The 22,852-nt window shown below is 46.2% G+C and carries 16 protein-coding genes; 12 read left to right on the forward strand and 4 right to left on the reverse strand.

Annotated features, from left to right (window positions below):
- The first annotated feature begins 27 nt into the window (after window positions 1-27).
- Together MHI48_RS13040 and MHI48_RS13045 are read left to right on the forward strand one after the other, a co-directional pair.
- On the forward strand, window positions 28-1,668 hold the full coding sequence (locus MHI48_RS13040) for a diguanylate cyclase domain-containing protein (RefSeq protein WP_036608713.1): 1,641 nt from the start codon (window positions 28-30) through the stop codon (window positions 1,666-1,668).
- A 71-nt stretch (window positions 1,669-1,739) separates the two neighbouring features.
- On the forward strand, window positions 1,740-2,261 hold the full coding sequence (locus MHI48_RS13045; protein ID WP_036608711.1) for a hypothetical protein: 522 nt from the start codon (window positions 1,740-1,742) through the stop codon (window positions 2,259-2,261).
- Window positions 2,262-2,364: 103 nt separating this feature from the next.
- Here MHI48_RS13045 and MHI48_RS13050 read toward each other — a convergent pair whose 3' ends face one another.
- Window positions 2,365-3,504, reverse strand: a complete 1,140-nt coding sequence (locus tag MHI48_RS13050; RefSeq protein WP_047842681.1) for a GGDEF domain-containing protein — start codon at window positions 3,502-3,504, stop codon at window positions 2,365-2,367.
- 232 nt (window positions 3,505-3,736) lie between these two features.
- Between MHI48_RS13050 and MHI48_RS13055 the strand changes: the two genes are divergently transcribed.
- The 7 genes from MHI48_RS13055 to MHI48_RS13085 all read left to right on the forward strand — a co-directional run bounded on the left by MHI48_RS13055 (window position 3,737) and on the right by MHI48_RS13085 (window position 15,591).
- A complete protein-coding gene (locus MHI48_RS13055) occupies window positions 3,737-10,447 on the forward strand; it encodes a DUF11 domain-containing protein (protein ID WP_051449715.1) in 6,711 nt (2,236 codons plus the stop codon).
- Entirely contained in the window at window positions 10,444-12,135 is a 1,692-nt protein-coding gene (locus MHI48_RS13060; RefSeq protein WP_051449716.1) for a DUF11 domain-containing protein, read from the forward strand. Before MHI48_RS13055 ends, MHI48_RS13060 begins: the two co-directional genes overlap by 4 nt.
- Before the next feature lie 153 nt (window positions 12,136-12,288).
- Window positions 12,289-12,546 carry a YolD-like family protein gene (locus tag MHI48_RS13065; protein ID WP_036608707.1) on the forward strand — a complete coding sequence of 86 codons (258 nt, stop codon included), beginning with the start codon at window positions 12,289-12,291 and terminating at the stop codon, window positions 12,544-12,546.
- 100 nt (window positions 12,547-12,646) lie between these two features.
- Entirely contained in the window at window positions 12,647-12,766 is a 120-nt protein-coding gene (locus tag MHI48_RS13070) for a hypothetical protein (protein ID WP_017688846.1), read from the forward strand.
- 156 nt (window positions 12,767-12,922) lie between these two features.
- A complete protein-coding gene (locus tag MHI48_RS13075; RefSeq protein WP_036608705.1) occupies window positions 12,923-13,426 on the forward strand; it encodes a ferritin in 504 nt (167 codons plus the stop codon).
- A 471-nt stretch (window positions 13,427-13,897) separates the two neighbouring features.
- Window positions 13,898-14,638, forward strand: coding sequence for a polysaccharide deacetylase family protein (locus MHI48_RS13080; RefSeq protein WP_036608702.1), 741 nt, complete (start codon window positions 13,898-13,900; stop codon window positions 14,636-14,638).
- 44 nt (window positions 14,639-14,682) lie between these two features.
- Window positions 14,683-15,591 (forward strand): hypothetical protein, encoded by a 909-nt coding sequence (locus MHI48_RS13085; RefSeq protein WP_051449717.1) that lies wholly within the window; start codon window positions 14,683-14,685, stop codon window positions 15,589-15,591.
- A 182-nt stretch (window positions 15,592-15,773) separates the two neighbouring features.
- Here MHI48_RS13085 and MHI48_RS13090 read toward each other — a convergent pair whose 3' ends face one another.
- The 3 genes from MHI48_RS13090 to MHI48_RS13100 all read right to left on the reverse strand — a co-directional run bounded on the left by MHI48_RS13090 (window position 15,774) and on the right by MHI48_RS13100 (window position 18,664).
- The gene (locus tag MHI48_RS13090; protein WP_036608692.1) at window positions 15,774-16,373 is read right to left on the reverse strand and encodes a response regulator transcription factor; all 600 of its coding nucleotides are present in this window, start codon (window positions 16,371-16,373) and stop codon (window positions 15,774-15,776) included.
- Complete coding sequence (locus tag MHI48_RS13095; protein ID WP_179088624.1) at window positions 16,370-17,506, reverse strand: sensor histidine kinase; 1,137 nt, start codon at window positions 17,504-17,506, stop codon at window positions 16,370-16,372. Before MHI48_RS13095 ends, MHI48_RS13090 begins: the two co-directional genes overlap by 4 nt.
- Window positions 17,507-17,605: 99 nt before the next feature.
- Window positions 17,606-18,664, reverse strand: a complete 1,059-nt coding sequence (locus tag MHI48_RS13100) for a fatty acid desaturase (RefSeq protein WP_076249560.1) — start codon at window positions 18,662-18,664, stop codon at window positions 17,606-17,608.
- 374 nt (window positions 18,665-19,038) lie between these two features.
- On the opposite strand from MHI48_RS13100, the gene MHI48_RS13105 reads away from it, so the two are divergent.
- The 3 genes from MHI48_RS13105 to MHI48_RS13115 all read left to right on the forward strand — a co-directional run bounded on the left by MHI48_RS13105 (window position 19,039) and on the right by MHI48_RS13115 (window position 22,846).
- Complete coding sequence (locus tag MHI48_RS13105; protein WP_017688839.1) at window positions 19,039-19,878, forward strand: YitT family protein; 840 nt, start codon at window positions 19,039-19,041, stop codon at window positions 19,876-19,878.
- Window positions 19,879-20,554: 676 nt separating this feature from the next.
- Window positions 20,555-21,757 (forward strand): ROK family transcriptional regulator, encoded by a 1,203-nt coding sequence (locus MHI48_RS13110; RefSeq protein ID WP_405144220.1) that lies wholly within the window; start codon window positions 20,555-20,557, stop codon window positions 21,755-21,757.
- A 36-nt stretch (window positions 21,758-21,793) separates the two neighbouring features.
- Complete coding sequence (locus MHI48_RS13115; RefSeq protein ID WP_340020162.1) at window positions 21,794-22,846, forward strand: ROK family protein; 1,053 nt, start codon at window positions 21,794-21,796, stop codon at window positions 22,844-22,846.
- Window positions 22,847-22,852 lie beyond the last annotated feature (6 nt).

Genomic DNA, 22,852 nt, shown 5'->3' on the forward strand with positions numbered 1-22,852 from the left:
TGGTTTCACCGTGTAATGGAGGAAGTAATGTCATTCAAAATTAGAACTGTGCTTACAGTCATCTTTGCTGTGTTATCCTTGCTGGTTACCCTGACGATTGGGTCTATTTTTAGCCAAAAGTCATTTGTTGCTGTAGAGACTGAGATTGGTCACTCGCTTACCGGCACGGCCTCACAGGCTTCGGACAAGCTGGATCGATTCATGTCGGCTCGCGCGGGTGAACTGGACCTGCTGGGCCGAATGGCTTCGTTGGAAGATGAATTCCAACCTGATGAGATTCAGATGCTGCTGGATCAGTTACAAGATAGCTTTCCCTCATTCTCATGGGTTGGATTCATGGACCCGAAGGGAAAAGTGTTAGCTGCTACGGATGGTATCTTGCTTGGGGAAAATTTATCAGAGCGACCTGTGTATCAGGAGGGAATCAAGGGTAAATTCATTGGAGATGTGCATAATGCAGTACTTCTTGCCAAGCTGCTTCCGAATCCAACGGGAGAGCCGTTGCAATTTGTCGATATCAGTTTTCCGCTGAAGGATAGCAAAGGAATGATTCAAGGTGTGCTCGCTGCACATTTAAGCTGGGAATGGGCGAAGGAAGTTGAGGAATCCGTACTTGCCCCATTAAAAAGGGAAGAAAAGGACATTGAATTTTTTATCGTTAGCAAAAAGGAACATACAGTGCTGCTCGGGCCGAAGGAATGGATCGGTAAACCGTTAGTATTGCCTGGCATTGAAGAGGCCCAGCTCAACAAGAGCAGTTGGTCCATTGAAAAGTGGCCTGACGGTAATGAATATGTGACAGGGTTTGCCTACAGCCAGGGTCATCTGGATTTTCCCGGATTAGGCTGGACCGTAGTCATTCGTCAAGTCAAGTCATCTGCTTTTGCGTCTGTGTTTGACCTAATGTGGTTTAATGTGTGGTCTGGACTCGCCGTTACCGTGCTGTTTGCACTGATTGGCTGGGTTGTCTCACGTCTGATCTCTGCCCCGCTTGTGCGTCTTACCAGAGTAGCCAATCGACTGCGTGCAGGGGAAGAGCTTGAGATTCCTGCGATTAAGGGGATTAAGGAGATTGAAGTGTTGTCCCGTTCACTTCGGGATATGCTGACCTCTCTTATGAATAAAAACTCAGAGCTGGTCGTGATGCAGAATCTGGCGCATTTTGATCAGTTGACTAGACTGCCAAATCGCACTGCCCTAGAAGTGTATCTGGAGGAGTCTCTGGAGACCGAAAGTGAAAATCACACGCTGACTTTTCTCTATCTGGATCTCGATGGATTCAAACGGGTCAACGATACACTTGGACATCAGACTGGAGATGTACTGTTACAGAAAGTGGCCCAGCGACTGTCTGCTCTTGGTCAGGTGAAGGGGATAACAGTCCGATTGGGCGGAGATGAATTCCTGATTGTACTTCAGTCTGTTGGAAGTCATCCGAGGGAAGAAGCCATGGCTTATGCAGAAGCCATCATTCAAAGCTTGAACAAGCCGTTTATTATCGAATACGAGCGAATTCGAATTGGATGTAGCATCGGAGGTGCCGAATATCCAACCAACAGCGACAACCCAAGTGAGATTATTCGGATGGCGGACGAAGCTTTGTATGAGTCCAAACGTGCAGGCAAGAACAGAATGACATTTTATTCCGAGTTGAAGCAAGATCGTTAGCGTATAATAACATGAGCTGGGTTATCCCAATCACCTTTGTGCGAATGTGCGTATAAACAAGGAGGGGTGAAATGTCTGGAAAATATACATCTGTACCTTATGGTTATGAGCCACCGGCGGCCAGCCGCAAAGGCACACTGACTTTTTATGACTCGTTTGAACATGTGACGGATGAGCAACTCGAGCGCGCCGCTGCAACGGTAGATACCCGTTCATTCATACAGCTTGTGTTGTATCCTTTACACGAGAGCACGTTTAAACGAATGAGCAAGGATTCGATACAGGCATATTACAAAAGAGAAGACCGCCTGCATGATTGGCGGCGGGAACATCCAACTTCGCGTATACGTGTGGAGGGGCTTGAGGGCAAGAGAAAGAAATATACACCTGTGGATAGCGCGCTGCGCCATATCACTGCGGAATATCCAGCCCCTCACTTTCTGTATTTGACGATAGAGATGGCGAATATGTTTGCTTCATTTGATTCCTTCAAGGATTGGATCAAAGAGCTGCGTCTCATCATTGATGGATCGTCCGAATACCTGCATCCGATGCTGGAGCAAAATCGTCATCGCTGGGAATGGGCGGAATGAGAACATAGATGTATGAAAAAGATCGGCCTGCTGATCATATTCAGACCCAAAAAAAGTTGTGTTGTACAAACCGGAATTCCGGTGTACAGCACAACTTTTTTATTTATATTTTCTCTGCCAAGGATGAAGTCAGATCAAGTGATGTTACGGTTTTATTTTTACCTGTTCGTTTGGCGGCATACAGACAGGCATCCACTTCCTCGAACAATTTGTCTTTGGTTAGATTAGGGCTGTAGCTTTTGAGACCGATACTCACCGTGATGGAAGCTCCTTCAAGTTCCAGATGGCCCATCAGGGCAATCTTCTGACGAATCTGTTCCACCAAGGCATAAGCCTGCTTGAAAGATTGCTCAAACATCAATAAGGCGAACTCTTCGCCCCCGTACCGTGCTGCAATATCACTTGAGGTAATGGTTTCCTGAATGATCAGGGACACTTTCTCCAGAATAATGTCTCCAACCCGATGACCATACGTATCATTAATGGATTTGAAGTCATCAATATCGATCAGGGCCAGATGCAGACTCATGCCACTGTTGGCATACTCAAATGCTTTTTCATAATAATCCTTGAATGAACTTTGATTATAAAGGTTGGTTAAACCGTCTGTTTTGGACTGTTTGGTCATAATGGCATTTCGCACAATAAGGTCCTGCTTGGCAAGCATGCTGGCCTGAAGATCATCGAGCACCTCAACGCCGCTGGTTACGATAACCTGTGCTACATATGTACCTAGGATTAGAAAAGCAGGAATGGATACCATGTCAAATGAAGACAGGTACAACCGGTAGGCCGGATCGAACAAAACCAGAAAGTAACCAGTCATCTGCATCAGAAAGACAATCCAGACTCTTTTTTTACTGAAGAACAGCACCGAAGCAAAGATGGGCAACAGACAGATTGCTAATATAATCCGAATGTCATAATTGACATGAATAATCGTCCACGCGATAACCGTGCTGGCTATAGACATGGTGTAAAAGGAATATGAACTGAAGCGCCGATCAACCCAGCTTGCGAACAAAATGCATGAACTACTGACGGCCGTAGGCCAGAAGAGGACATTCATCAAGAAATCTGTAGGTGTGCGATCGTACTCCAGAAACAGGAAACAGCCAATCTGAATGGCGAAATGTGCAATCGTAACAACCCAGTAGGCATGAAGCATTTTTTGAATCCATTTGGAATGTTTGAACTCGTACTCTGTTGGAATGTGACTATTGTGCGTATGGAAACCTTTCATATATCACCGCTGACTGCATCATAATGGTACGACAGAATTACTCTCGTATATGATAATTATAAATCACAATGAACAAAACGCAAATGTATTTAACTGTTATGAGAGAACAAGACTCACAGAAGTTTCGAGTTGTCACAAACTTTTTATGGAGGACAAACAAAACTCAACAATACACTCATAGACTATATACATGGCTCCGTTCCATATGTAGGAAATCATTGATGAAGGGGAGGTGATCTTCATTCCTCTTGTCGTTCGTTCAACCGTTAATGCTACGGGAGCAATTACATTTACAGGAAATACGCTTGGACTGAGTCGTTCGGAAACAGCGGGAGTACCCGGAACACAGGATAGTATTGGAGGTTTTATCACAACCAACACCAGCCTCCAATACGGCACCTATCCACTGGGAACGACAAGCCTGTATCAGAGCAACAGTTCAGCAGCCATTCTTACACTACCTGCTGGAAGTACCGTTCTGTATGCAGAATTGATCTGGGGCGGAAGTTACATTAATGGTACAGTCAACCTGAGTGCTGCCATCAACAATCCGGTTACGTTTATTACACCCGCAGGGACTTCCAGTGTTACCCCTGATCCACTTACCTACAATCAATTCGATCTGGGGGGCGGTGCTGCTGGCTATGTACGTTCCGCTAATGTGACCACACTTGTACAAAATGGGGGAGCAGGTACATATATCACCGGAGCAGTGGTAGGGACTATTGTTATTACAAATGATTCCACGGCCAATCATGCGGGGTGGACACTTGGAGTCATTTATCAGAATCCCAATCTGCCTTTTCGCAACATGTCTTTGCGTGCAGGGGGCGTACTCGTTCAATCCACTTCACCACCTGTTGTTACCACACTGACTGGATTTGCAACGCCCCTTTCCGGTGTATTGGGAGGAAGAATACTGTTCAGTGCACAGGAGGGCGACGCGAACCGGACCGGTGACCAGGCATTATTCGGGCCGACCTCAGCTACATCGGTTGCTTTGTCTGGGCCCAATAATCTAGCTGCGAACTTTTTTGCCTCTCAGATTAACGGAGATACCGGAGCGCTTAATACAACAGGAACGTTTGGAACACGAAATCAGATCAACGGAGCTCCAGGTACGAATATTATCGGTGGACGTCAAGGCTGGGATATTACCAATGTGGATGTTTCAGCAAGACTGATTAATAACCAGTCATCTGCGGTGTTGACATTAACGACCTCGGGGGATGCCTACATTGTCAACGCCAATGCAATTCAAGTTGATATTAATGCACCCAAGATCACATTGGCTAAGGCAACGGTCGCCGCCGGTGCAGTTGCCGGGGATAGTATTCTATATTCGGTTACCGTTACCAATGCAGGCACTGCGAGTGCGGCCAGTGTTGTTTTATCCGATTCACTTCCTGCAGGTCTTACCTTTATTCCAGGTAGTGTCACGGTTGCAGGTGTATCCCGTCCAACACTTGATGTGACGGCAGGCATCCCGCTGGGTTCGTTAACTTTATCCAGCAGTGTTGTTGTAACCTATCGAGCACTCATCGGTCAGGATGCAAGCATCCTGCAACTGGTGAATTCGGCCAATGCAGCCTTTACATTTCAAAGTGTAGCAGGGGGGCCGGTCATTACCGGAGTTATTCCGTCCAACAACTCCACCCTTACGGTTTATTCGCCAAACCTGTCCATTGTGAAATCGGCGAGTACCACCAATGCCACGGTGGGTGACCTGGTAACCTATACACTGCAAGTGAACAACGGAGGGAATGTTGCTGCCAACGTTACATTGAGGGATAACATTCCAAGTGGTAGCTCATATGTAGCAGGCAGCTTTCGTCTGAATGGAAATGTGATTGCTGGCGCCAATCCGGTTACTGGCGTTAATCTGGGGAGCCTCGCGGCAGGAAGTGCCAATACCGTGACTTTTCAGGTACTTGTAACAAGCTTGCCAACACCGCCGACTCTTGTGGATCAGGCGACAGCTTCTTATTCCTTCAATTCACCTGATGGTCGGACGATCACGGGAAACATCGCCTCGAATACCTTAACGATTCCGGTAACATTGCCCAATGTGACCACGGTAAAATCAGCATCAGTCACCGATGTTGCTGTCGGGGAGACCTTCACGTACACCGTAGTTACTACCAACAGCGGTATTCAGGTGATTAACAATGTGGTACTTACAGATGCGCTCCCTGCTGGAATAACTTTTGTTCCCGGCAGTGCAACCGTAAGGGGAACTGTTGTACCGTCTGCGAATCCGAGCAGTGGTATCTCCATTGGGACATTGGCGGCCGGAAGTTCTGCGACGGTGACGTTTCAGGTGAATGTGCAGTCTTTGCCTGCTTCAGGTTCGTTAGTCAATCGAGCGGTAGTGTCCTATAGCTCTGGTTCGTTCACGGGCATTTCCAACTCCAATTCCATTACAACCCCTGTATACCAAGCTGTTGTTGGTATCAACAAGTCGGCAAGCCAAACCAATGCGACACTGGGGGATCAGATTGCATACACACTTGTGGTCACGAACAGTGGGAATATAGCGACTCAAGTGAATGTGACGGATACGATTCCAGCGGGGCTGACGTTTGTCCCGAATTCGGTAACTGTGAATGGTACTGCACGTCCTGGAACAAGCCCATTAACCGGAATAACACTGGGCAGCCTCCTGCCGGGAGTTGCGGCTACGGTGGTGTTTCGCGCTACACTCACCACACTCCCGAATCCCCCGACACTGGAGAATCAAGGGACAGCAAGTTATACGTACCAGCTTCCAAGTGGAAGGAATCTCTCAGGCAGTAGCTTATCCAATATCGTTCGTATATCTGCATCGGCTCCCAATATTTCTCTTAGTAAAACAGTAAACACACCAGATGCGACAGTTGGAGATGTGCTTACGTATACCGTTGTTGCAACAAACGCAGGAATTAGTACAGTACAAAATCTGGTGATTTCGGATGCACCATCCGGCTCTGAATTTGTCCCGGGTAGTGTCACGATTAATGGATCTGCTGTTCCCAGCGCAAGCCCCGTTGCGGGAATCGCAGTGGGTTCATTGAATAGCTCAAGCAGTGTAACTGTGACCTATCAGACCCGAGTGAATTCCGTTCCATCTACGGGTTTGGTTAGTAACCAGGCCAATGCAGCATTTACATCAGGCAGTTTTAACGGTGTTTCTTCTTCTATATCAGTAAATACCCCCATATTTCTGCCAGTGATCCAAGTGGTGAAGTCAGCAAGTACAACAAGTTTGACTGTAGGCGATACGTTTAATTACACCATCCAAATTAACAATACAGGTAACATAGCTGCAACGGTTACCTTGACAGATCCCATTCCAGCAGGAGCAGTATTCAGCACAAATAGTGTCATTATTAATGGCGTACCTACACCTGGAGTCAGCCCGGAGTCGGGTATCAGTCTAGGAGAGATTGCTGCGGGCTCAGGTGCAACGGTCACCTTTGTTGCAACGGTTACCAGTTTGCCAGATGCAAGGCAGTTAATTAATCAGGCGGTTGCTTCATTTGCCTACACACTCCCAAGTGGGAGAACGATTGCCGGTCTCTCGTCATCAAACACCATCACTATTCCAGTGTCTCTGCCCAATGTTACGATTGTCAACAGTGACAATGTAGAGTACGGCGTAGTCGGAGATGTCATTCGATACACATCTGTTATTCGTAATAACGGCACAGTAGCCGTTAATAATGTGGTATATGTCAATCCTCTTCCTTCGAATACCCCATTTGTACCCGGAAGTGTCATTGTGAACGGGACTTCGTTCCCGCTCTCCAATCCGACCGCCGGCATTCCAATCGGTACGTTGGCTCCAGGAGCCGAGGTTACCGTAACTTTTGAGGTGACGATTACCATGCCGATTCCTTCGCAGATTAACAATCAGTCGACGGTCAGCTTCACATCCGGTTCATTTTCAGGGTCATCATCGTCCAATACCACTCAGACTCCGGTCATACAACCGCAGATTTCACTTGTCAAAACAGCAAATACCGTAAATGCAACTGTAGGTGATACGGTTGTATACACGGTAACGGTCAGCAATGCTGGCAATCTGGAAGCAAATGTTACTCTCACAGACAACATTCCTTCTGCGACTACTTTTGTACCCAACAGTGTGGTTGTATCCGGTGTGCCAGAGCCGGGAGTAACACCAGGAACAGGTATTCCGGTAGGCATTGTAGCAGCGGGGGCGACGGCTGTTGTCACGTTTGCCGTTGTTGTGGATTCACTTCCATCCCCACAGCAGCTTAGCAATTTTGCTACATCATCCTTTACATTTACACCTCCAGATGGGCGGACGTTGACTGGCTCAGCCACTTCGAATACACTCACGTTCCCGGTCTCGTCACCAAACGTCGCTGTTGTCAAAAGCACAGCTTCCACTGCGGCTACGGTAGGAGATACAGTGACCTATTCCATTCTGGTGACCAACAGCGGAATTGCACCGGTGAACAATATTCAGTTTTCAGACCCGATTCCAGCTGGAGCCTCTTTTGTTACAGGGAGTGTCACAGTGAATGGGGTTGCGCAACCCGGAGCCAATCCGGCAGGTGGGGTACCCCTTGGTACATTGGGGCCCGGAACGTCCGCGACGGTCACATTCAGTATCCGTATCGACGCGATCCCGCCAAGTGATCAGTTGAGCAATCGCTCTACGGTCAGTTTTACCTCAGGTACATTCTCAAGCACAACCTTTTCAAATACCGTGGTCACTCCGGTGTACCAGCCTATTCTTTCAGCACAAAAAACAGCCAGTACACAAAATGCTACCGTTGGGGATACAGTCAGCTACACGATAACCGTGAGCAATCAGGGAAACTATGGAGCCCAGATTAACCTGACAGATAACCTTCCAGCCGGAACCATCCTTGTGCCAAATAGCGTTATTGTGAACGGTCAACCGCTGCCAGCAGGAAATCCAGCAACGGGCATCCCCGCAGGTAATGTGGCTCCCGGAGCTACGACCACCATTACCTTTTCAGTAGTTGTTGATACGCTGCCAAGTCCGCAACAACTGGTGAATCAGGCTTCGGTGGCTCTATCATATACATTGCCGGATGGGCGAAACATCACGGAGTCTGTTCTATCCAATGTGTTGACCATTACCGTATCGGCACCGGATGTTGATGTCGTCAAATCCACAACTTCAACGGCGGTATCAGTTGGTGATATCGTAACGTATAGCATCGCTGTAACCAATAACGGAATTGCAACGGTCAACAATGTGGTTTTCACGGATGCAGTGCCGACAAGTACCGTTCTTGCGCCAACCGGCGTGTTTGTCGATGGTGTTCTGCGCCCTGGTGCCAATCCTTCTACGGGAATAACACTTGGTTCCATCGCACCTGGTGTTACGGTAACCGTTGTATTTAGTGTGCAGGTTACGGCGCTCCCGGCAAGTGCAGTGTTAAACAATCAGTCTACTGTCAGCTTTACATCAGGTGTTTTCTCAGCGACCACATTCTCCAATACAGTTACAACTCCGGTCTATCAACCTATTCTGTCGGCAGTCAAAACGGGAGATCAGACGATAGCAACGGTAGGGGATACCGTTGTGTACAGCATCGCCATCTCCAATGCCGGGAACTATGGGGCATCTGTCACGTTAACGGATACCATTCCGGCAGGAACAGAGTTTGTTCCAAATAGCGTTATTATTAACGGGGCTTCTGCACCAGGTGCAGATCCAGCTTCGGGTATTCCGCTTGGTGTCGTTTCCACAACAACTCTGGTTACCTTCTCCGTTGTGATTGTGACGTTACCTTTGAGCCAGTCCATTACCAATCAGGCTTCTGCGACATTTTCGTATACATTACCTGATGGTAGAACACTTGGAGGCACGATTACGTCCAACGCACTCAACATTCAAGTATCTGCTCCGAACGTGAGTGTAGTTAAGACGGCTTCGGTAGTTGATGCCGTGGTAGGCGACACGATTGTGTATGAAATGGTTGTGACCAATGAAGGAATTGACCCGGTAAACAACATTGTGATCACCGATCCGATTAACCCAGCCACCACATTTGTTACAGGCAGTGTTCTGGTGGACGGCGTCCCACGGGCCTTGGCAAACCCGGCGCTGGGCATAGCCCTTGGTAGTTTAGCGCCTGGAGCATCGATAGCGGTATCGTATGCAGTACGGGTCAATACGCTTCCAACACCACCACAAGTGAGCAGTCAGTCTTCCGTAAGTTTCACATCGGGTGTTTTCTCGGGAGCAGCGTATTCCAATACGGTTGTAACACCAATCTATCAGCCGATTATTGCCGTAACCAAAACAGGGAGCACCTCCAATGCAACCATTGGTGACACCATCACCTATTCTTTTGCCATTAACAATAGCGGGAATCTGGATGCAAGTTTGACATTAACGGACAATATACCGAATGGAGCCGTACTGCTTCCCAACAGTGTTCTGATTGATGGTGTTCCACAGCCAGGTGCCAATCCAGAGACGGGTATCGTTGTGGGTACCATACCGTCCGGAGGTACGGTTATTGTAACGGTTACCCTCGAGGTGACTGTAGATACGTTGCCGCAGGATCAGCAACTGGTTAACCAGGCGGTGGCCAACTATACATTTAGTCCACCCGATGGCCGTCTGTTGACGGGGACCGTATCTTCGAATGTTCTGGTTATCCCGGTATCTGCACCAAATGTTGTTGTTGCCAAAAGTACAAGTGCCATTGATGCTGTTGTCGGTGATGTAATCACCTATACGGTTGTAGTAACCAATAGCGGCATTGAAGTGGTGAATAATGTGGTCATGGTTGACCCGGTACCTGTCGGTACAGTATTTGTGCCAGGAAGTGTTACGGTGGATGGTGTGCCAAGACCAACAGGGAATCCGAATACAGGCATCACGCTTGGTTCGATTGCTGCGGGTGCTTCCGTTACGGTTACATTCAGAGTAGAGGTTGTGGTGATATGAGCCAATCTTCCGGTCCGTTGTCCCACTGGCTAAAGAATCAGTCCCTGGTTCGATTCAGCTCTGGTGCGACTGAACTGGAACAGGTATCCTATTCGAATACGGTTGTAACACCGTGGATCGGCCCCAGGCTTGAAGTCAGAAAAGTCTGCAATGTCACGGAGGCTGCCTTAGGGCAGTCTCTTATCTACCGTGTTGAAATTGTTAACACCGGAAATCTTACGGCCCTAGTGTACCTATTGGATCAGCTATCTGCAGAGACGGCACTGCTTCCCAACAGTGTACTGCGTGATGGTATTCCGTTACCGGGAGCATCACCGGAGAGAGGATTGCCTCCAGCTGAAATCGCGCCCGGAGCCACGTTGCGATACCACTTCCAAGTTGTAATCTTGCGTTTACCTGAGACACTGAAGCTGCTGAATCAGGCACAGGTTAACTATGAGTTTTTGACACCGGAAGGCAGAACGGTTACAGGTATGGAACAATCCAATATCGTGGAGGTCAATCTGGTCTCATCCCGGCTGGAGATCTCCTTTCAGGCGGATCACATCTATACCTTCTCAGGGGATATTGTCATGTACACCGTCATCGTTAGCAATCCGGGTTTTATTGCAGCCACGAATGCCCAAGTAACGATTTCTTTGCCACAAGGTATTGTTTTTATACCTGCGAGTGTCATCGTAGATGAAATGTTTGCGCCACAAGTAACGCCTGATACGGGCATACAACTTGGAGAGATTTTACCCGGAAGCTCAATTAGAATACAATATCGGGTTCAGGTTATTGGGGGAAGCGATGCAAACGGAATATCAAGTGTAGCTGTACTGGCGTATATCTCGGCAGGACAGCAGGAGACGGTCTACTCCAATCAGGTTACCCTGGAAGTGATACAGCCCCAGGTCTCTGTGGTGAAAAGTGTGCTCCCGGTAACGGCCACATTAGGCGATGTCGTCCAATATAATATTACCGTCTCCAATGCAAGCAGTTATGCGGTCGATGGAACTCTCCTGGATGGACTGCCCACAGGTGTGACATTTGTCGAAGGCAGCCTGCGCTGGAATGGGGTTAAACGTCCCGGAACCAATCTGGCTAAAGGGCTTAATCTGGGGACGTTGACAGCCCGGTCGGTTCTGAATATTCAGTTCGAAGCGAAACTTCCAGATCGAGATGAATCGATGCCTGATGACTACAGGTATGTGAATCATGCTAGCCTGATGTATACATTTCGATTGCCAGATTCACGGTCAGTGCAGCGGATGATTACATCCAATGAAGCTGTGGTCGAATTGAAAGCGCCGATAATTCAGGCTTATGTTCAAGTGACACCCACATTGGTCGAGCAGGGAGGTACCGTCACTTTTCAGGTACGTGTGGGGAATACGGGTAATTTGCCGGCACGTGTACAACTTGGGAGCATTTTACCTGAGGGTGCCAGATGGCTTGGTCAAGCTACGGGTGAGCTCCAATTGAGCATATCAGAGTATTCCACACCACGGGTTCTGCATGTGGGCGTGATTGAGCCTGGAACGGAAAAAAACATCTCGTATGTAGCGAAGTTAGCTTCTGAGAAGGTGGGGACGCTGCAAGGAGACTTGATTGCCAGGTACACGTATGAATGGAATGGACAAAAACGGGCTGGCGAAACCCGATCGAATGAGTACAGCATCATTGTGGAGTATAGAGAAGAATAGGAGGTATCACGGTTAACGGTAACTTGCCTGAGGAATTTGCTCATTCTGGTTGCCATGAGATTACACGAACGTAAATGAATGGTATACTAATTGAATATGAACTCGGCAATCAACCCGTGGAATCGGGACGTCGGAGTAGAGGAGGCAGCCACATTGGCAAAAGCAAAAGTAGCAAAAAGACCTACACGGGATGAGTTTGAACTCGAAGAGTTGGGAAACCAGCTGGTTGAAGCTTTTCGGGAACGTTCGGAAGTACTGTTGACGGTATGGGGCAAAGAAGATCAGGTGCAAGGAGTCATCGTCAAAATGGACTCCCGTACACGACTTGTGCATGTAGAGTATACCGAAGAAGAGTTCACAGCGAAGGTACCTTTTCTGGATATCATGCGTGTGCAATCTCCCCGGTACTGAACGAAAAAAACAGCAATCTGAATAATTAGGGCATCCGCCCTGTCAAAGTCGTTCTTCCTGCATAAGATAACCCATACCTGTTGCAGAGGAGGTACGGTCAATGAGCGAAGTATTAGGTGGAGAAACAAGAGGCTACGGATACGGAGGTTTCACTTCTGTAGGTGCCATTCTGGTTCTGTTCATCCTGTTGGTTATCATCTCCAAAGCGTTCTTGGTATAATTGCATATCTCTAAAGAATGAAAGAAGCTCTGCCATCGCGGCAGAGCTTTTTTGTTCGTTCAGTCCTTGGCGAATTTTGTAGAAAATCGGTGTAAGTCCTGCTTACGTTATGTTAGAATATAACCATCCCTAGAGAAAGAAAGAGGTGTTTTGATTATGAGCCAAACGTTAACAGAATCTTTAAATGAACAGATGAACTTTGAGTTTTATTCCGCTCATGTATATCTGGCTATGGCAGCCTATTGTTCCAGCAAAAGTCTGGATGGATTTGCGAACTTCTTCATCGTGCAAGCGGAAGAAGAGCGATTCCATGGCATGAAAATATACAAATTCCTGAATGATCGTGGGCAACGTGCCACACTTGAGGCTTTGCCAGAACCGAAGAATGAATATGCTTCGATGCTGGATGTGTTTGAGCATGGTTATGCTCATGAACAGCAAAACACGAAAAAATTCTACAATCTGGCTGACATCGCTCTGAATGAACGTGAACATGCAACGATGTATTTCCTGAAATGGTTCATTGATGAGCAGGTTGAAGAGGAAGCTTTGTTTGACAATATTATTCAGAAGCTGCGCCGCATTGAAAAAGACAGCAATGCCTTCTACATGCTGGATGCCGAGTTTGGCAAACGTTCGTTCACTGCTCCTGCTGAATAAATGCATGTTGGGAGTCGAGAAGATTCCAGCGTCAAAACACCATTTACATACAGCATGAGGTAATGATCCTGAAAGCAATGGGGGCAATCCCCTTGCAAGGGATGATGGTTTGATGCCATATGCTGATTGAAGACAAAGAAGCCTGCACTTGTGCAGGTTTTTTTGCATGCAACGATATTTAATGATTGTATAGATTTACTTGAATTGGAGGAAAGGTCTATCAAAATTCTGAATGTGGGTAATAGAGGATATGTCACAATTGATCTATCCTGACGGGATCTTATTTTGCGCAAATCTATCAAATTCGTATTAAATTTTAGGTTTATCTGACAAAAGTGTAACTCTACCGTAGCCTTTGGAGCGAGAACAGGAGCCACTATCTTTGATAGTATTAGGATTAATCGCCAAGGGATGAAGGTAGAAAAACATGGACACCCGGGGAAATTTAACACACAAGGGAGACTTTTAATTATGCTACATATTCGTAAATCTATCATGGTCACACTTGCTATTTTATTAATCATTCCACTATTATTGCCGCAGTCGGTATCTGCCAAATCAGCTGCATCCAAGGATGGTGCAAGCAAAGCAAATTCCAAAATCATATACCTGACGTTTGATGATGGGCCAACTGCTCATACGGGTCAGTTACTGGATATTCTGGATCAATATCATGCGAAGGCAACGTTTTTCATGCTGGGACCTCAAATGGAGCAATTTCAGAAGGCTACCAAACGTATCGTAGCTGACGGGCATGGATTGGGTCTGCATGGTGTGACTCACGTTCCAGGCAAATTCTATAAATCTGCATATAGCGGATTGAAAGAAATGCAACAGGCCAATGCAAGTCTGAACAAGGTTGCCGGAGTTAAAACAAGTCTCGTGCGGACGCCATACGGTAGTAAACCATACCTCAAGCCTGCGTTCCGTAGTGTACTTCTGGGCCAGGGTGGATTCCATCTATGGGATTGGAATGTCGACTCGGAAGATTGGAAATACAAGAAGGATCACCAGAAAGTCTATAACAGTGTAATGAAGCAGATCCACAATGTGCAAAAGAGCGGAACAACACCTGTTGTGCTTATGCACGACCAGGAAGCAACGCTGAAAGTATTACCGCAAGTATTGAAAACATTGAAGGCAGAAGGGTATCGTTTTGAAGTATTAAGCAAAAAAGTACAGCCGGTTAACTTCTGGAACGACAAGCGTTAATCTTTTGAATTTTTAGATTGGCTACAACGAAGGAGGTACACATCATGAAGAAACAGCCATTATGGATCATGATTCCAGTAACGACAGCCGTTTTACTTGCTCTGGCAGGATGTGGCGGACCGGATTCAAATGCAGCATCATCAGAGAATAGCTCTTCACCAACAACAACAGTGGGGGAGCAGACCGAGACCGGCAGCGGTGGTGCTGATTTCTCTAATGAAAATGAAACAGGAACCAAAGAGAATACGGGCACAACAGATAATGTAGACACATCAGGATCGAAGGCAAATGACAACCAAGTTGCCACTGGTCATTCAGGTGTGAATGATGTGATCAAGCAAGTTCGCAACCAGTTGAAGATGAAGGATGCAGCGTTACCCACTTCATTCACATTGGACAAGGGTACATCTTTGGGGGCGGCAATACTGTCCAATACTGCGGATGCATTTAAGGTAAACTTCTACGCTACCACTCAGTCTGTTGCCATTAATGATCAATCTTTAACTGCATCCGACAGTAAGATACCTGTACTGGCTTCCTATGAAGTGAAGACCTATAAGGACCCGGATCAGCCAGAAATATTCCCTGAGACGGACCTGAAAGATATTCCAGCAGATATGGCTGTGGATCTGGGACATGGCATCAAAGGCATGAGTGAAGGTGCCGCAGGCAGTCAATATCTGACTTGGCAAGAAGGTAGATGGACGCTGGAAATTCGTTCGGTATCCGAAGATGAAATGAATAATCCGGGCATAGCGAAAAAAATGGTGGAGTACCTGGAGTTACATACCTTGCCTGTACCTAAAGATAAAGGGTATATCAAGGTTGAATATCCAAGTGGTGGACAGTCTGTTCTTGTAACGATCTCATGGCAGGACGGTAACCAAATTCATCAGTTTAAGACCGATCAAGTGCCATTAGAAGCTCTTGGCATGGTTGTATCTGTGAAATAAATCTTGAGTGTTTTACGGATATTCTGCTATGTAGAAGAGATGAGTGTGGGATTGTTACGATACACCTAAAAAAGCTTGGCCCAGGAAGTGCTGGGCCAAGCTTTTTATTTTGAGCATGTTATCGCAGCTTATGCAGCCGGGGTACATGCTTATTTTTGTTTCAATGGGTTAAAGCGGTACTTTCATTTGAACCACCCTTTTTCCTTGGAGCGAGTGATGGCCTCAATGCGGTTACTGGCATTTAACTTGTTGAGAATAATGGAGATGTAGTTACGCACCGTTCCCGTTGTAATGAACAGATGCCCGGCGATTTCCTTGGTGTTTTTCCCATCTGCCATGAGGCCTAGTACAGCGTTCTCCCGTTCTGTCAGTGGGTTTTCTTCTACATAAGCTTCATCTACCAAGTCGGGAGCGAAGATACGTCTGCCATTCATAACTTGGCGGATCGACTCGGCAAGTTCTTCAATTGGACTGTCTTTGAGCAGGTAACCACGGACACCGCCCTTTAGGGCACGTTCGAAATATCCGGTCCGGGCAAAAGTGGTCAGGATAATGACCTTACAGCTCATTCCTTTGAGTTCTTCTGCGGCTTCAAGGCCGCTTTTTACAGGCATTTCTATATCCATCAGACAGATGTCTGGTGCGAGCTCTTGGACAAGGGCAAGGGCTTCCTGGCCGTTGCTGGCACGTCCGACGACTTCCATATCTTCCTCCAGATTGAGGAGGGAGGACAAGGCGCCGAGCATCATGCGCTGATCTTCCGCGATTACAATTCTAATCATGATTCTGCCTCCTTTATCGGTTTGCGAACGAGTTTCGGAACATGAATAATGATCGCTGTACCCGGGATGTCTGTCGCAGAGGGAATATCCAGACATCCGTTCACAAATTCAAGTCGTTCCTTCATGCCCAAAATTCCTGTTCCGCGCCGATCCTGTTTGCGAGTTCGTTCTATTCCAACACCGTTATCTTGAACGGTTACTACATTATCCGCTAGTGTTTCCTTAATGATGATAGTACAGGTTGTTGCCTGACTGTGTTTGACGACATTCGTGACAGCTTCTTTCAAGCACATACCGAGCACATTTTCATTCAATTGTGACGTATCCTGTAACTTCGGATTACCTTCCAGCACAAATTCAATCGAAGCGGCCTTCAGAATCTGCTCCGCCCGGAACAGTTCATCGACCAATTGTGTACCACGCATAGTGGTGACCATTTCCCGGACTTCCTTCAGAGCTGTACTTGCCGTTTGTCTGAGGTCGTTCAATTCAATCTCGGCCTGATCGGGATTATTGCGGAGCAGCCGTCTCGCCAGATCGGTTTTCAGACCGATCAAAGAGAGCTTCTGTCCAAGTGTATCGTGCAGGTCACGAGCGATACGCTGGCGTTCTTCCATTTTTACGAGATCATCAAGTCGCTTGTTCGCATTCTCCAATTGGCCTTCCAAATGTTCAGTTTTGTTTTTGTTATACGTACTGATTGGGAGCAGGATGGAGGCCATTAAGCTGATGAATACAAACGGGAGTTGGCTCACCAACAGAGAACTCTGATTAATGAAACCGTAATTAATGGTTACGAAACTGGCTCCCAGGTTCACCGAGTAGAGGGTGAAGAAACCGGCTTTATTTTTAATATTCCCAATAAAGAAAGCAAGAAACAATGAGAAATACGCATAATCATAGGCGATCGTCATCGTAATGGATATGGCAATAAGCATTCCAATCCACATGTACACCTGCCAGCCCTTGGTGATGAAGGCGAGCAGGTAACAGACGAAGAAAACGAGGATAATGATGATGCCGGTTACCATCGTCCATAATTTAGAATATTGCGATATAAAATAGAATGGTAGGATGAAAAAGGCGAGCCATACATAAAGGTTCAACCCTGTTTTTTTATAAAAATTTTGCATCCACTTTTGAATGGAATTCTCCTCCTCAAACTTGTACTCAACTTTAGCATGACTGTAGCATGACTATGGCTTGAACACAAGAAAACGAATCCGACAGAGTTAAGGCTTCTCTGTCAGACCCGCTGGATTGGTTACTCGGATAGGCGGTTGAACATACGGCTTGCGGGATAGCTTTTTGAGCTGTCTGAAGCTAATAAACTGTTTAGAATCTTCATCCCACAGACGGAAGCGCAGGGCAACCAGACTGGAACGTAGTGTAATAGTCGTTGCTTTTTGCAAAGGTGGTGTTGCGTTATGTGCTTCTTCCAAGAAATAGTTAGGTACACGTGGGCTCAAGTGATGCACATGGTGAAACCCGATATTACCACTGATCCATTGCAATAATTTTGGCAATTTGTAATAAGAACTGCCTTCAACAGCTGCTTTTACATAACTCCACTCATCTTCATGTTCAAAATACGTCTCTTCGAACTGATGTTGAACGTAGAACAGCCAGATACCAAAGAAACCGGAGAAGAAGAAGATAGGTGCCTGCACCATTACAAAAGCCTGCCATCCGACTAACCAGGACATGAATGCATAGAGCACTACGATCAATACGGTAGTCAGGTGTGTATTGATACGTTCTTTACGTCTAGCACCTTTGCGGTTAAAACGGTAAGCCAACAGAAACACGTAAATGGGTCCGATACAAAACAATACAAACGGGTTACGATAAATCCGATAGAAGAGACGACCCCAAGGAGAAGCTGCTTTATATTCGTCAACCGTCATAACCCAGATATCACCTACACCACGTTTGTCAAGATTACTGCTTGTTGCGTGATGGATAGAATGCTCGTTTTTCCACTGCTGATAGGGTGTCACTGTTAATACACCAGTAATGGTACCGAGAATATCGTTGGCGCGTTTGCTCTTGAAGAATGAACCATGGCAGCAGTCATGGAAAATAATAAAGGTCCGCAGTACAAATCCGGATGCCACCAAGGCAATCGGGAAGGTCAGCCAGTAGGAAACCGATAAGCTAAAGTAAGCTGCAGCCCATAACAAGAAGAGCGGGAGCAATGTATTGATTAACTGGCGGATACTTAGTCTGAGATCATTTTTTTCGTAAGGGGTAACTTCTTTTTTTAAGGCCATTTCTTTTGATCTGTTCATAAAATTGTGTCCTCCTTCAATCGTTATAACTGTAATCAGCTACAACTTGGCGTTTCCCGCTAGACTTTCCTGTAGGAAGCGTTTTTATCATTGTAAAACAATCCGAACATGACAGTAAGTCATAAACGTCAGCCTTCTGTAATGATGAATATCAATGACGGACCATGACATTTGTCATGGGTGTATGATGCTCAATAGCTCTGCAGAAGACAGAAGAGCAGGTTTTACTAATTCCTTTGCACAAATTACGCAACAATTTGTATTATGTATACAAATTTTGTTGTGAGCATGGTAAAATCTATCCTTGAGTGATTATGACAACTTATGAGACGGGTCGATTAGGTTGATTTCTGATGGATTGGATGGAATGCATAATGAAGAAACGAATTACGGATATCCTATTTATTATGGCAGGTGCATTTCTGTTTGCACTGGCGGTGAACCTGTTTGTCATCCCGAACGATTTGGCTGAAGGCGGCGTCACGGGTATCACGATTATTTTGTATTACCTGTTTGAATGGTCCCCTGGACTGATGAACTTGATCCTGAACGGTATTTTGTTAATTGTGGGATATCGGTTTCTTGATAAAACGACTACGGTATATACGATTATTGCAGTGGTATTCAATTCGTTGTTCCTGCATCTGACGGAGAGTTGGACGATTGCATCGGATGAACTCTGGATCAATACCATTTTTGCTGGATTATTTGCCGGTCTTGGTATTGGCTTGATTGTTAGAGTAGGAGGCACAACGGCGGGAACAGTGATCTTGGCCCGACTTGCCAACAAATATCTGGATTGGAATATCAGTTACGGACTTCTGTTCTTCGATCTGATTGTGGCTTTCTCCTCATACTTCATCATTGGACCGCAAGGATTAATGTGTACAATTGTCTTGCTGTTTGTTGGAACCAAAACAATGGAGTTCATTATTGAAGGGCTCAATCCGAAAAAAGCAGTCATGATTATCTCTTCCAAACAGGATGAAATCGCGAAGCAAGTCATTGAGAAGATGGATCGCGGAGTAACCGTCCTGTCCGGTCATGGCTATTACACAAAAAATAAGAAAGAAATTCTATACATTGTGATTAGCAAACAGGAAGTTTCAATGCTGAAGAAGATTGTCCGAGCAGAAGATGAGATTGCTTTTATCACCATTCATGACGTGCGTGATGTTTTCGGTGAAGGATTTATTGAACTCTCTAAAACTTGATGAATATATGTATATAAGGAAGAAAAAAGTTGCGGTGAATATCACCGCAACTTTTTTGATAGGTTAATGGTATCCGATATTAATCTAGTTCAATTAAGAAAGAACCCTTCTCCGAAGAGAAGGGCAAAAGAGTATTAGTAATGTCTTCTTTTTTTGACTCCACAATATTCAACAGTGACATGACAGTGTTTTTTACACTTTGTAGGGACATATTTAACTTTGGTAACACAAGTTTTCGTAATTTTTTTGTAAAAACACTTTGGTCTTGGATGATGACATTTATGATGTTTTCTATACATATTAAAACCTCCCTGATCGTGATAAGGTATTCTATGAGCGTGTCACTGTTTCGGAAATGTATAAACGTCTATTATTGTATAATAATTCCTTTATTGGGCTTCTGTGTTACAGGTGGAGGTTGGTTCTTTCTAGTAAAACTTTCTACTAAAAGAGTGCAATGACAAAAAGCTGTACACCTACCAAACACGATGATATATTGAATTTAATCAATTTGTTAATAAACCTAACTAACTAAGCATTTAGCATAATTTCCAAGAGCGTTTTACAATCAGCAAGATATAGATCGAAACGGTGATATTCGTCTATATTTTGTACCCGAGAGCGACTTTAATCGAATTATGAAAAATGCTAACTAACTATAAGAGGAGGCGATAACATGGCTGGCACACCGCAGTATATCCGCAATCTGAATGAAAATCTCATTATGGATGCCCTCATAATTCAGGGAACCATGTCGAGAGCGGAAATCAGCCGTCAGACCGGACTTAGTAAACCAACAGTATCTTTGGCAGTCGAACATCTGATTGACCGTAATCTGGTGAGGGAAATGGGGCCAGCTGACAACGCTCAGGGTCGAAAAGCAACCCTCATTCGTTTCAACGAAACGGCTTATTATGTCTGTGGTATAGATATCGGGGCAACACGTATTCGGGTTGCATTATCCGATCTGAATGGAGAGATCATTGCCTATAGAACATATCCCATGGTTGTTCAAGGAGCTTATGAGCGAGCGGAAGCGACGATGTTGGAACTTCTTCGAAGCCATATGAACGAACTGCTTGAAGAGAATCATCTGAACTGGGATCAGATTCAGTGCATCGGGTTCGGTATACCAGGCGTAGTGCTGCCTGAATCAGGGCGTATCAATCGTATTGTGGACCCTTTAGCGGGTCTGGAAGAAGCTTTCTCTTTAGAGTCGTTGTCAGGAGCTTTTCCCTGTGAAGTAATTCTGGAAAATGATGTGAATCTTGCAGCCCTTGGGGAGTATCGGAGTGGTGCAGCAGCAGGATATCCCTTGTTTGTTTTTTTCTCCATCGGTACAGGGACAGGCGCTGGCATCATGGTACATGGCCAACTGCTTCGAGGTTTAGGTGGCTTAACTGGAGAGATCGCGGAGATGCTGGTGGACGATGGCCGACGTCTGGAGGAAGTGCTGTCCGCTGATGGTCTGATGCAACTGGCGAAAGATTATCTAGATCAGCATGATGAACTATTATTGGAGGCTGCTGATTCGGGTACAGATGCTCTTCACAGACACCTGACTCCCGAGAAGTTATTTGAAGCTGCGCGCAGTGGAGAAGTAGAGGCGTTAGACATTCTACAACAATACAGCCAGAAGATTGCTTCAGCTCTGCGTCAGATTAGCGTTGTGCTTGCTCCGGATCTCATTGTGCTTGGCGGAGGTGTAGGAGGGAACGGTGATGTGTTATTGCCTTTACTGAGGCAGATCATCTCTGAGCAATTCCCGGTGCAACCACAGTTAATCTGTTCCAAGCTTGGTGAGCAAGCTGTTGTCACTGGTGCAGTGCAGGTAGCCGTACAACAAACGATGCTGAACCTTCAGCAGGCAATGGAATAAGAGATTGGATATACAACATGTGAGGAGGGAAAAGGGATGACAGAATCCGTGAAAAACGTAAGCATTAATTATCAGACCAATCAGAATGGTACGGTTGGAGGTGATCCATCCGGCTGGATTGCAGGTATTGACATTGGAGGCACCAAAACATTAATGCTCTTGTCATCACAACAGGCTGGAAATGAAGTTCATGAACGTATCTTGCCTACGCTTGCCAGTGATCAGCCGGATGAGTTCTTCCGATGGTTATTCGTTGAATTGGAAACATTCTGCCGCGAAGTTGGATGCAGTCTGGATCAACTTAACGGTGTAGGCATGGGATTCCCTGGTGTGGTTCTACAGGAGGAGGGAATACTGCGAAATGCTCCGGCTTTTCAGTGGCCTGAGCTAGATATTCGCCCTGTTATTGCGAAGTATTACAGCGGGAATATCATGTTGGATAATGATGTGAATATGGCGGCAATGGGAGAATATGATCAAGGGGCAGCACAGGGACATCAACACTGTGTAATGGTCACGGTTGGAACAGGCATTGGATCTGCTCTTATCCTGAATGGACAGCTCTATAGCGGCCAGAATGGAGCAGCAGGTGAGATTGGGCATTTCATTGCAGGAGACGAAGGGCTTTATACCGGTTACGTTGCGGATGCGGATTCCTTTGGCGTATTTGAGCAAGTGACTTCAGGTACGGGAATTACCGAACAGGCGAGGCGTTATTTTGCTACTGGAAAGGGAAGTTCCTTATCCCTGATCATGAGTCTGGCAGGAGGGGAAGCGGAACAGATTGAAGCCAGGCATGTATTCAAAGCAGCGGAGTCGGGAGATCTTGCTGCCCTGGAGATTCTGGAACTACCCATGCGTTATATGGCGAGAGGTCTGGCGAATATTACGGCTTTACTCAATCCTTCCATTATAGTGATCGGTGGTGGCGTGGCTGCATCCAACCCATCCTATTATCTAAATGAAGTGCGCACACGCCTCCAACGTTACACTGTTCTGCCTACACTTTTAGCTGTAGCTGAACTGGGGAACAAAGCAGGAGCAATCGGGGCATTGGCTGCAATCAAGTCGAGTCTGACACGCACTTAAAAAAAA

It is taken from the genome of Paenibacillus sp. FSL H7-0942, from assembly GCF_045040715.1.
Taxonomy (GTDB): domain Bacteria; phylum Bacillota; class Bacilli; order Paenibacillales; family Paenibacillaceae; genus Paenibacillus; species Paenibacillus amylolyticus.

Excerpts from the sequence above, each read along its gene's own strand:
- MHI48_RS13045 (WP_036608711.1), top strand. The coding sequence starts at position 1,740 with ATGTCTGGAAAATATACATCTGTACCTTATGGTTATGAGCCACCGGCG.
- MHI48_RS13100 (WP_076249560.1), bottom strand. The coding sequence starts at position 18,664 with ATGAACAGATCAAAAGAAATGGCCTTAAAAAAAGAAGTTACCCCTTAC.
- MHI48_RS13110 (WP_405144220.1), top strand. The coding sequence starts at position 20,555 with ATGGCTGGCACACCGCAGTATATCCGCAATCTGAATGAAAATCTCATT.
- MHI48_RS13050 (WP_047842681.1), bottom strand. The coding sequence starts at position 3,504 with ATGAAAGGTTTCCATACGCACAATAGTCACATTCCAACAGAGTACGAG.
- MHI48_RS13115 (WP_340020162.1), top strand. The coding sequence starts at position 21,794 with ATGACAGAATCCGTGAAAAACGTAAGCATTAATTATCAGACCAATCAG.
- MHI48_RS13060 (WP_051449716.1), top strand. The coding sequence starts at position 10,444 with ATGAGCCAATCTTCCGGTCCGTTGTCCCACTGGCTAAAGAATCAGTCC.
- MHI48_RS13105 (WP_017688839.1), top strand. The coding sequence starts at position 19,039 with ATGAAGAAACGAATTACGGATATCCTATTTATTATGGCAGGTGCATTT.
- MHI48_RS13075 (WP_036608705.1), top strand. The coding sequence starts at position 12,923 with ATGAGCCAAACGTTAACAGAATCTTTAAATGAACAGATGAACTTTGAG.
- MHI48_RS13080 (WP_036608702.1), top strand. The coding sequence starts at position 13,898 with ATGCTACATATTCGTAAATCTATCATGGTCACACTTGCTATTTTATTA.
- MHI48_RS13095 (WP_179088624.1), bottom strand. The coding sequence starts at position 17,506 with ATGCAAAATTTTTATAAAAAAACAGGGTTGAACCTTTATGTATGGCTC.
- MHI48_RS13070 (WP_017688846.1), top strand. The coding sequence starts at position 12,647 with ATGAGCGAAGTATTAGGTGGAGAAACAAGAGGCTACGGATACGGAGGT.
- MHI48_RS13040 (WP_036608713.1), top strand. The coding sequence starts at position 28 with ATGTCATTCAAAATTAGAACTGTGCTTACAGTCATCTTTGCTGTGTTA.
- MHI48_RS13085 (WP_051449717.1), top strand. The coding sequence starts at position 14,683 with ATGAAGAAACAGCCATTATGGATCATGATTCCAGTAACGACAGCCGTT.
- MHI48_RS13090 (WP_036608692.1), bottom strand. The coding sequence starts at position 16,373 with ATGATTAGAATTGTAATCGCGGAAGATCAGCGCATGATGCTCGGCGCC.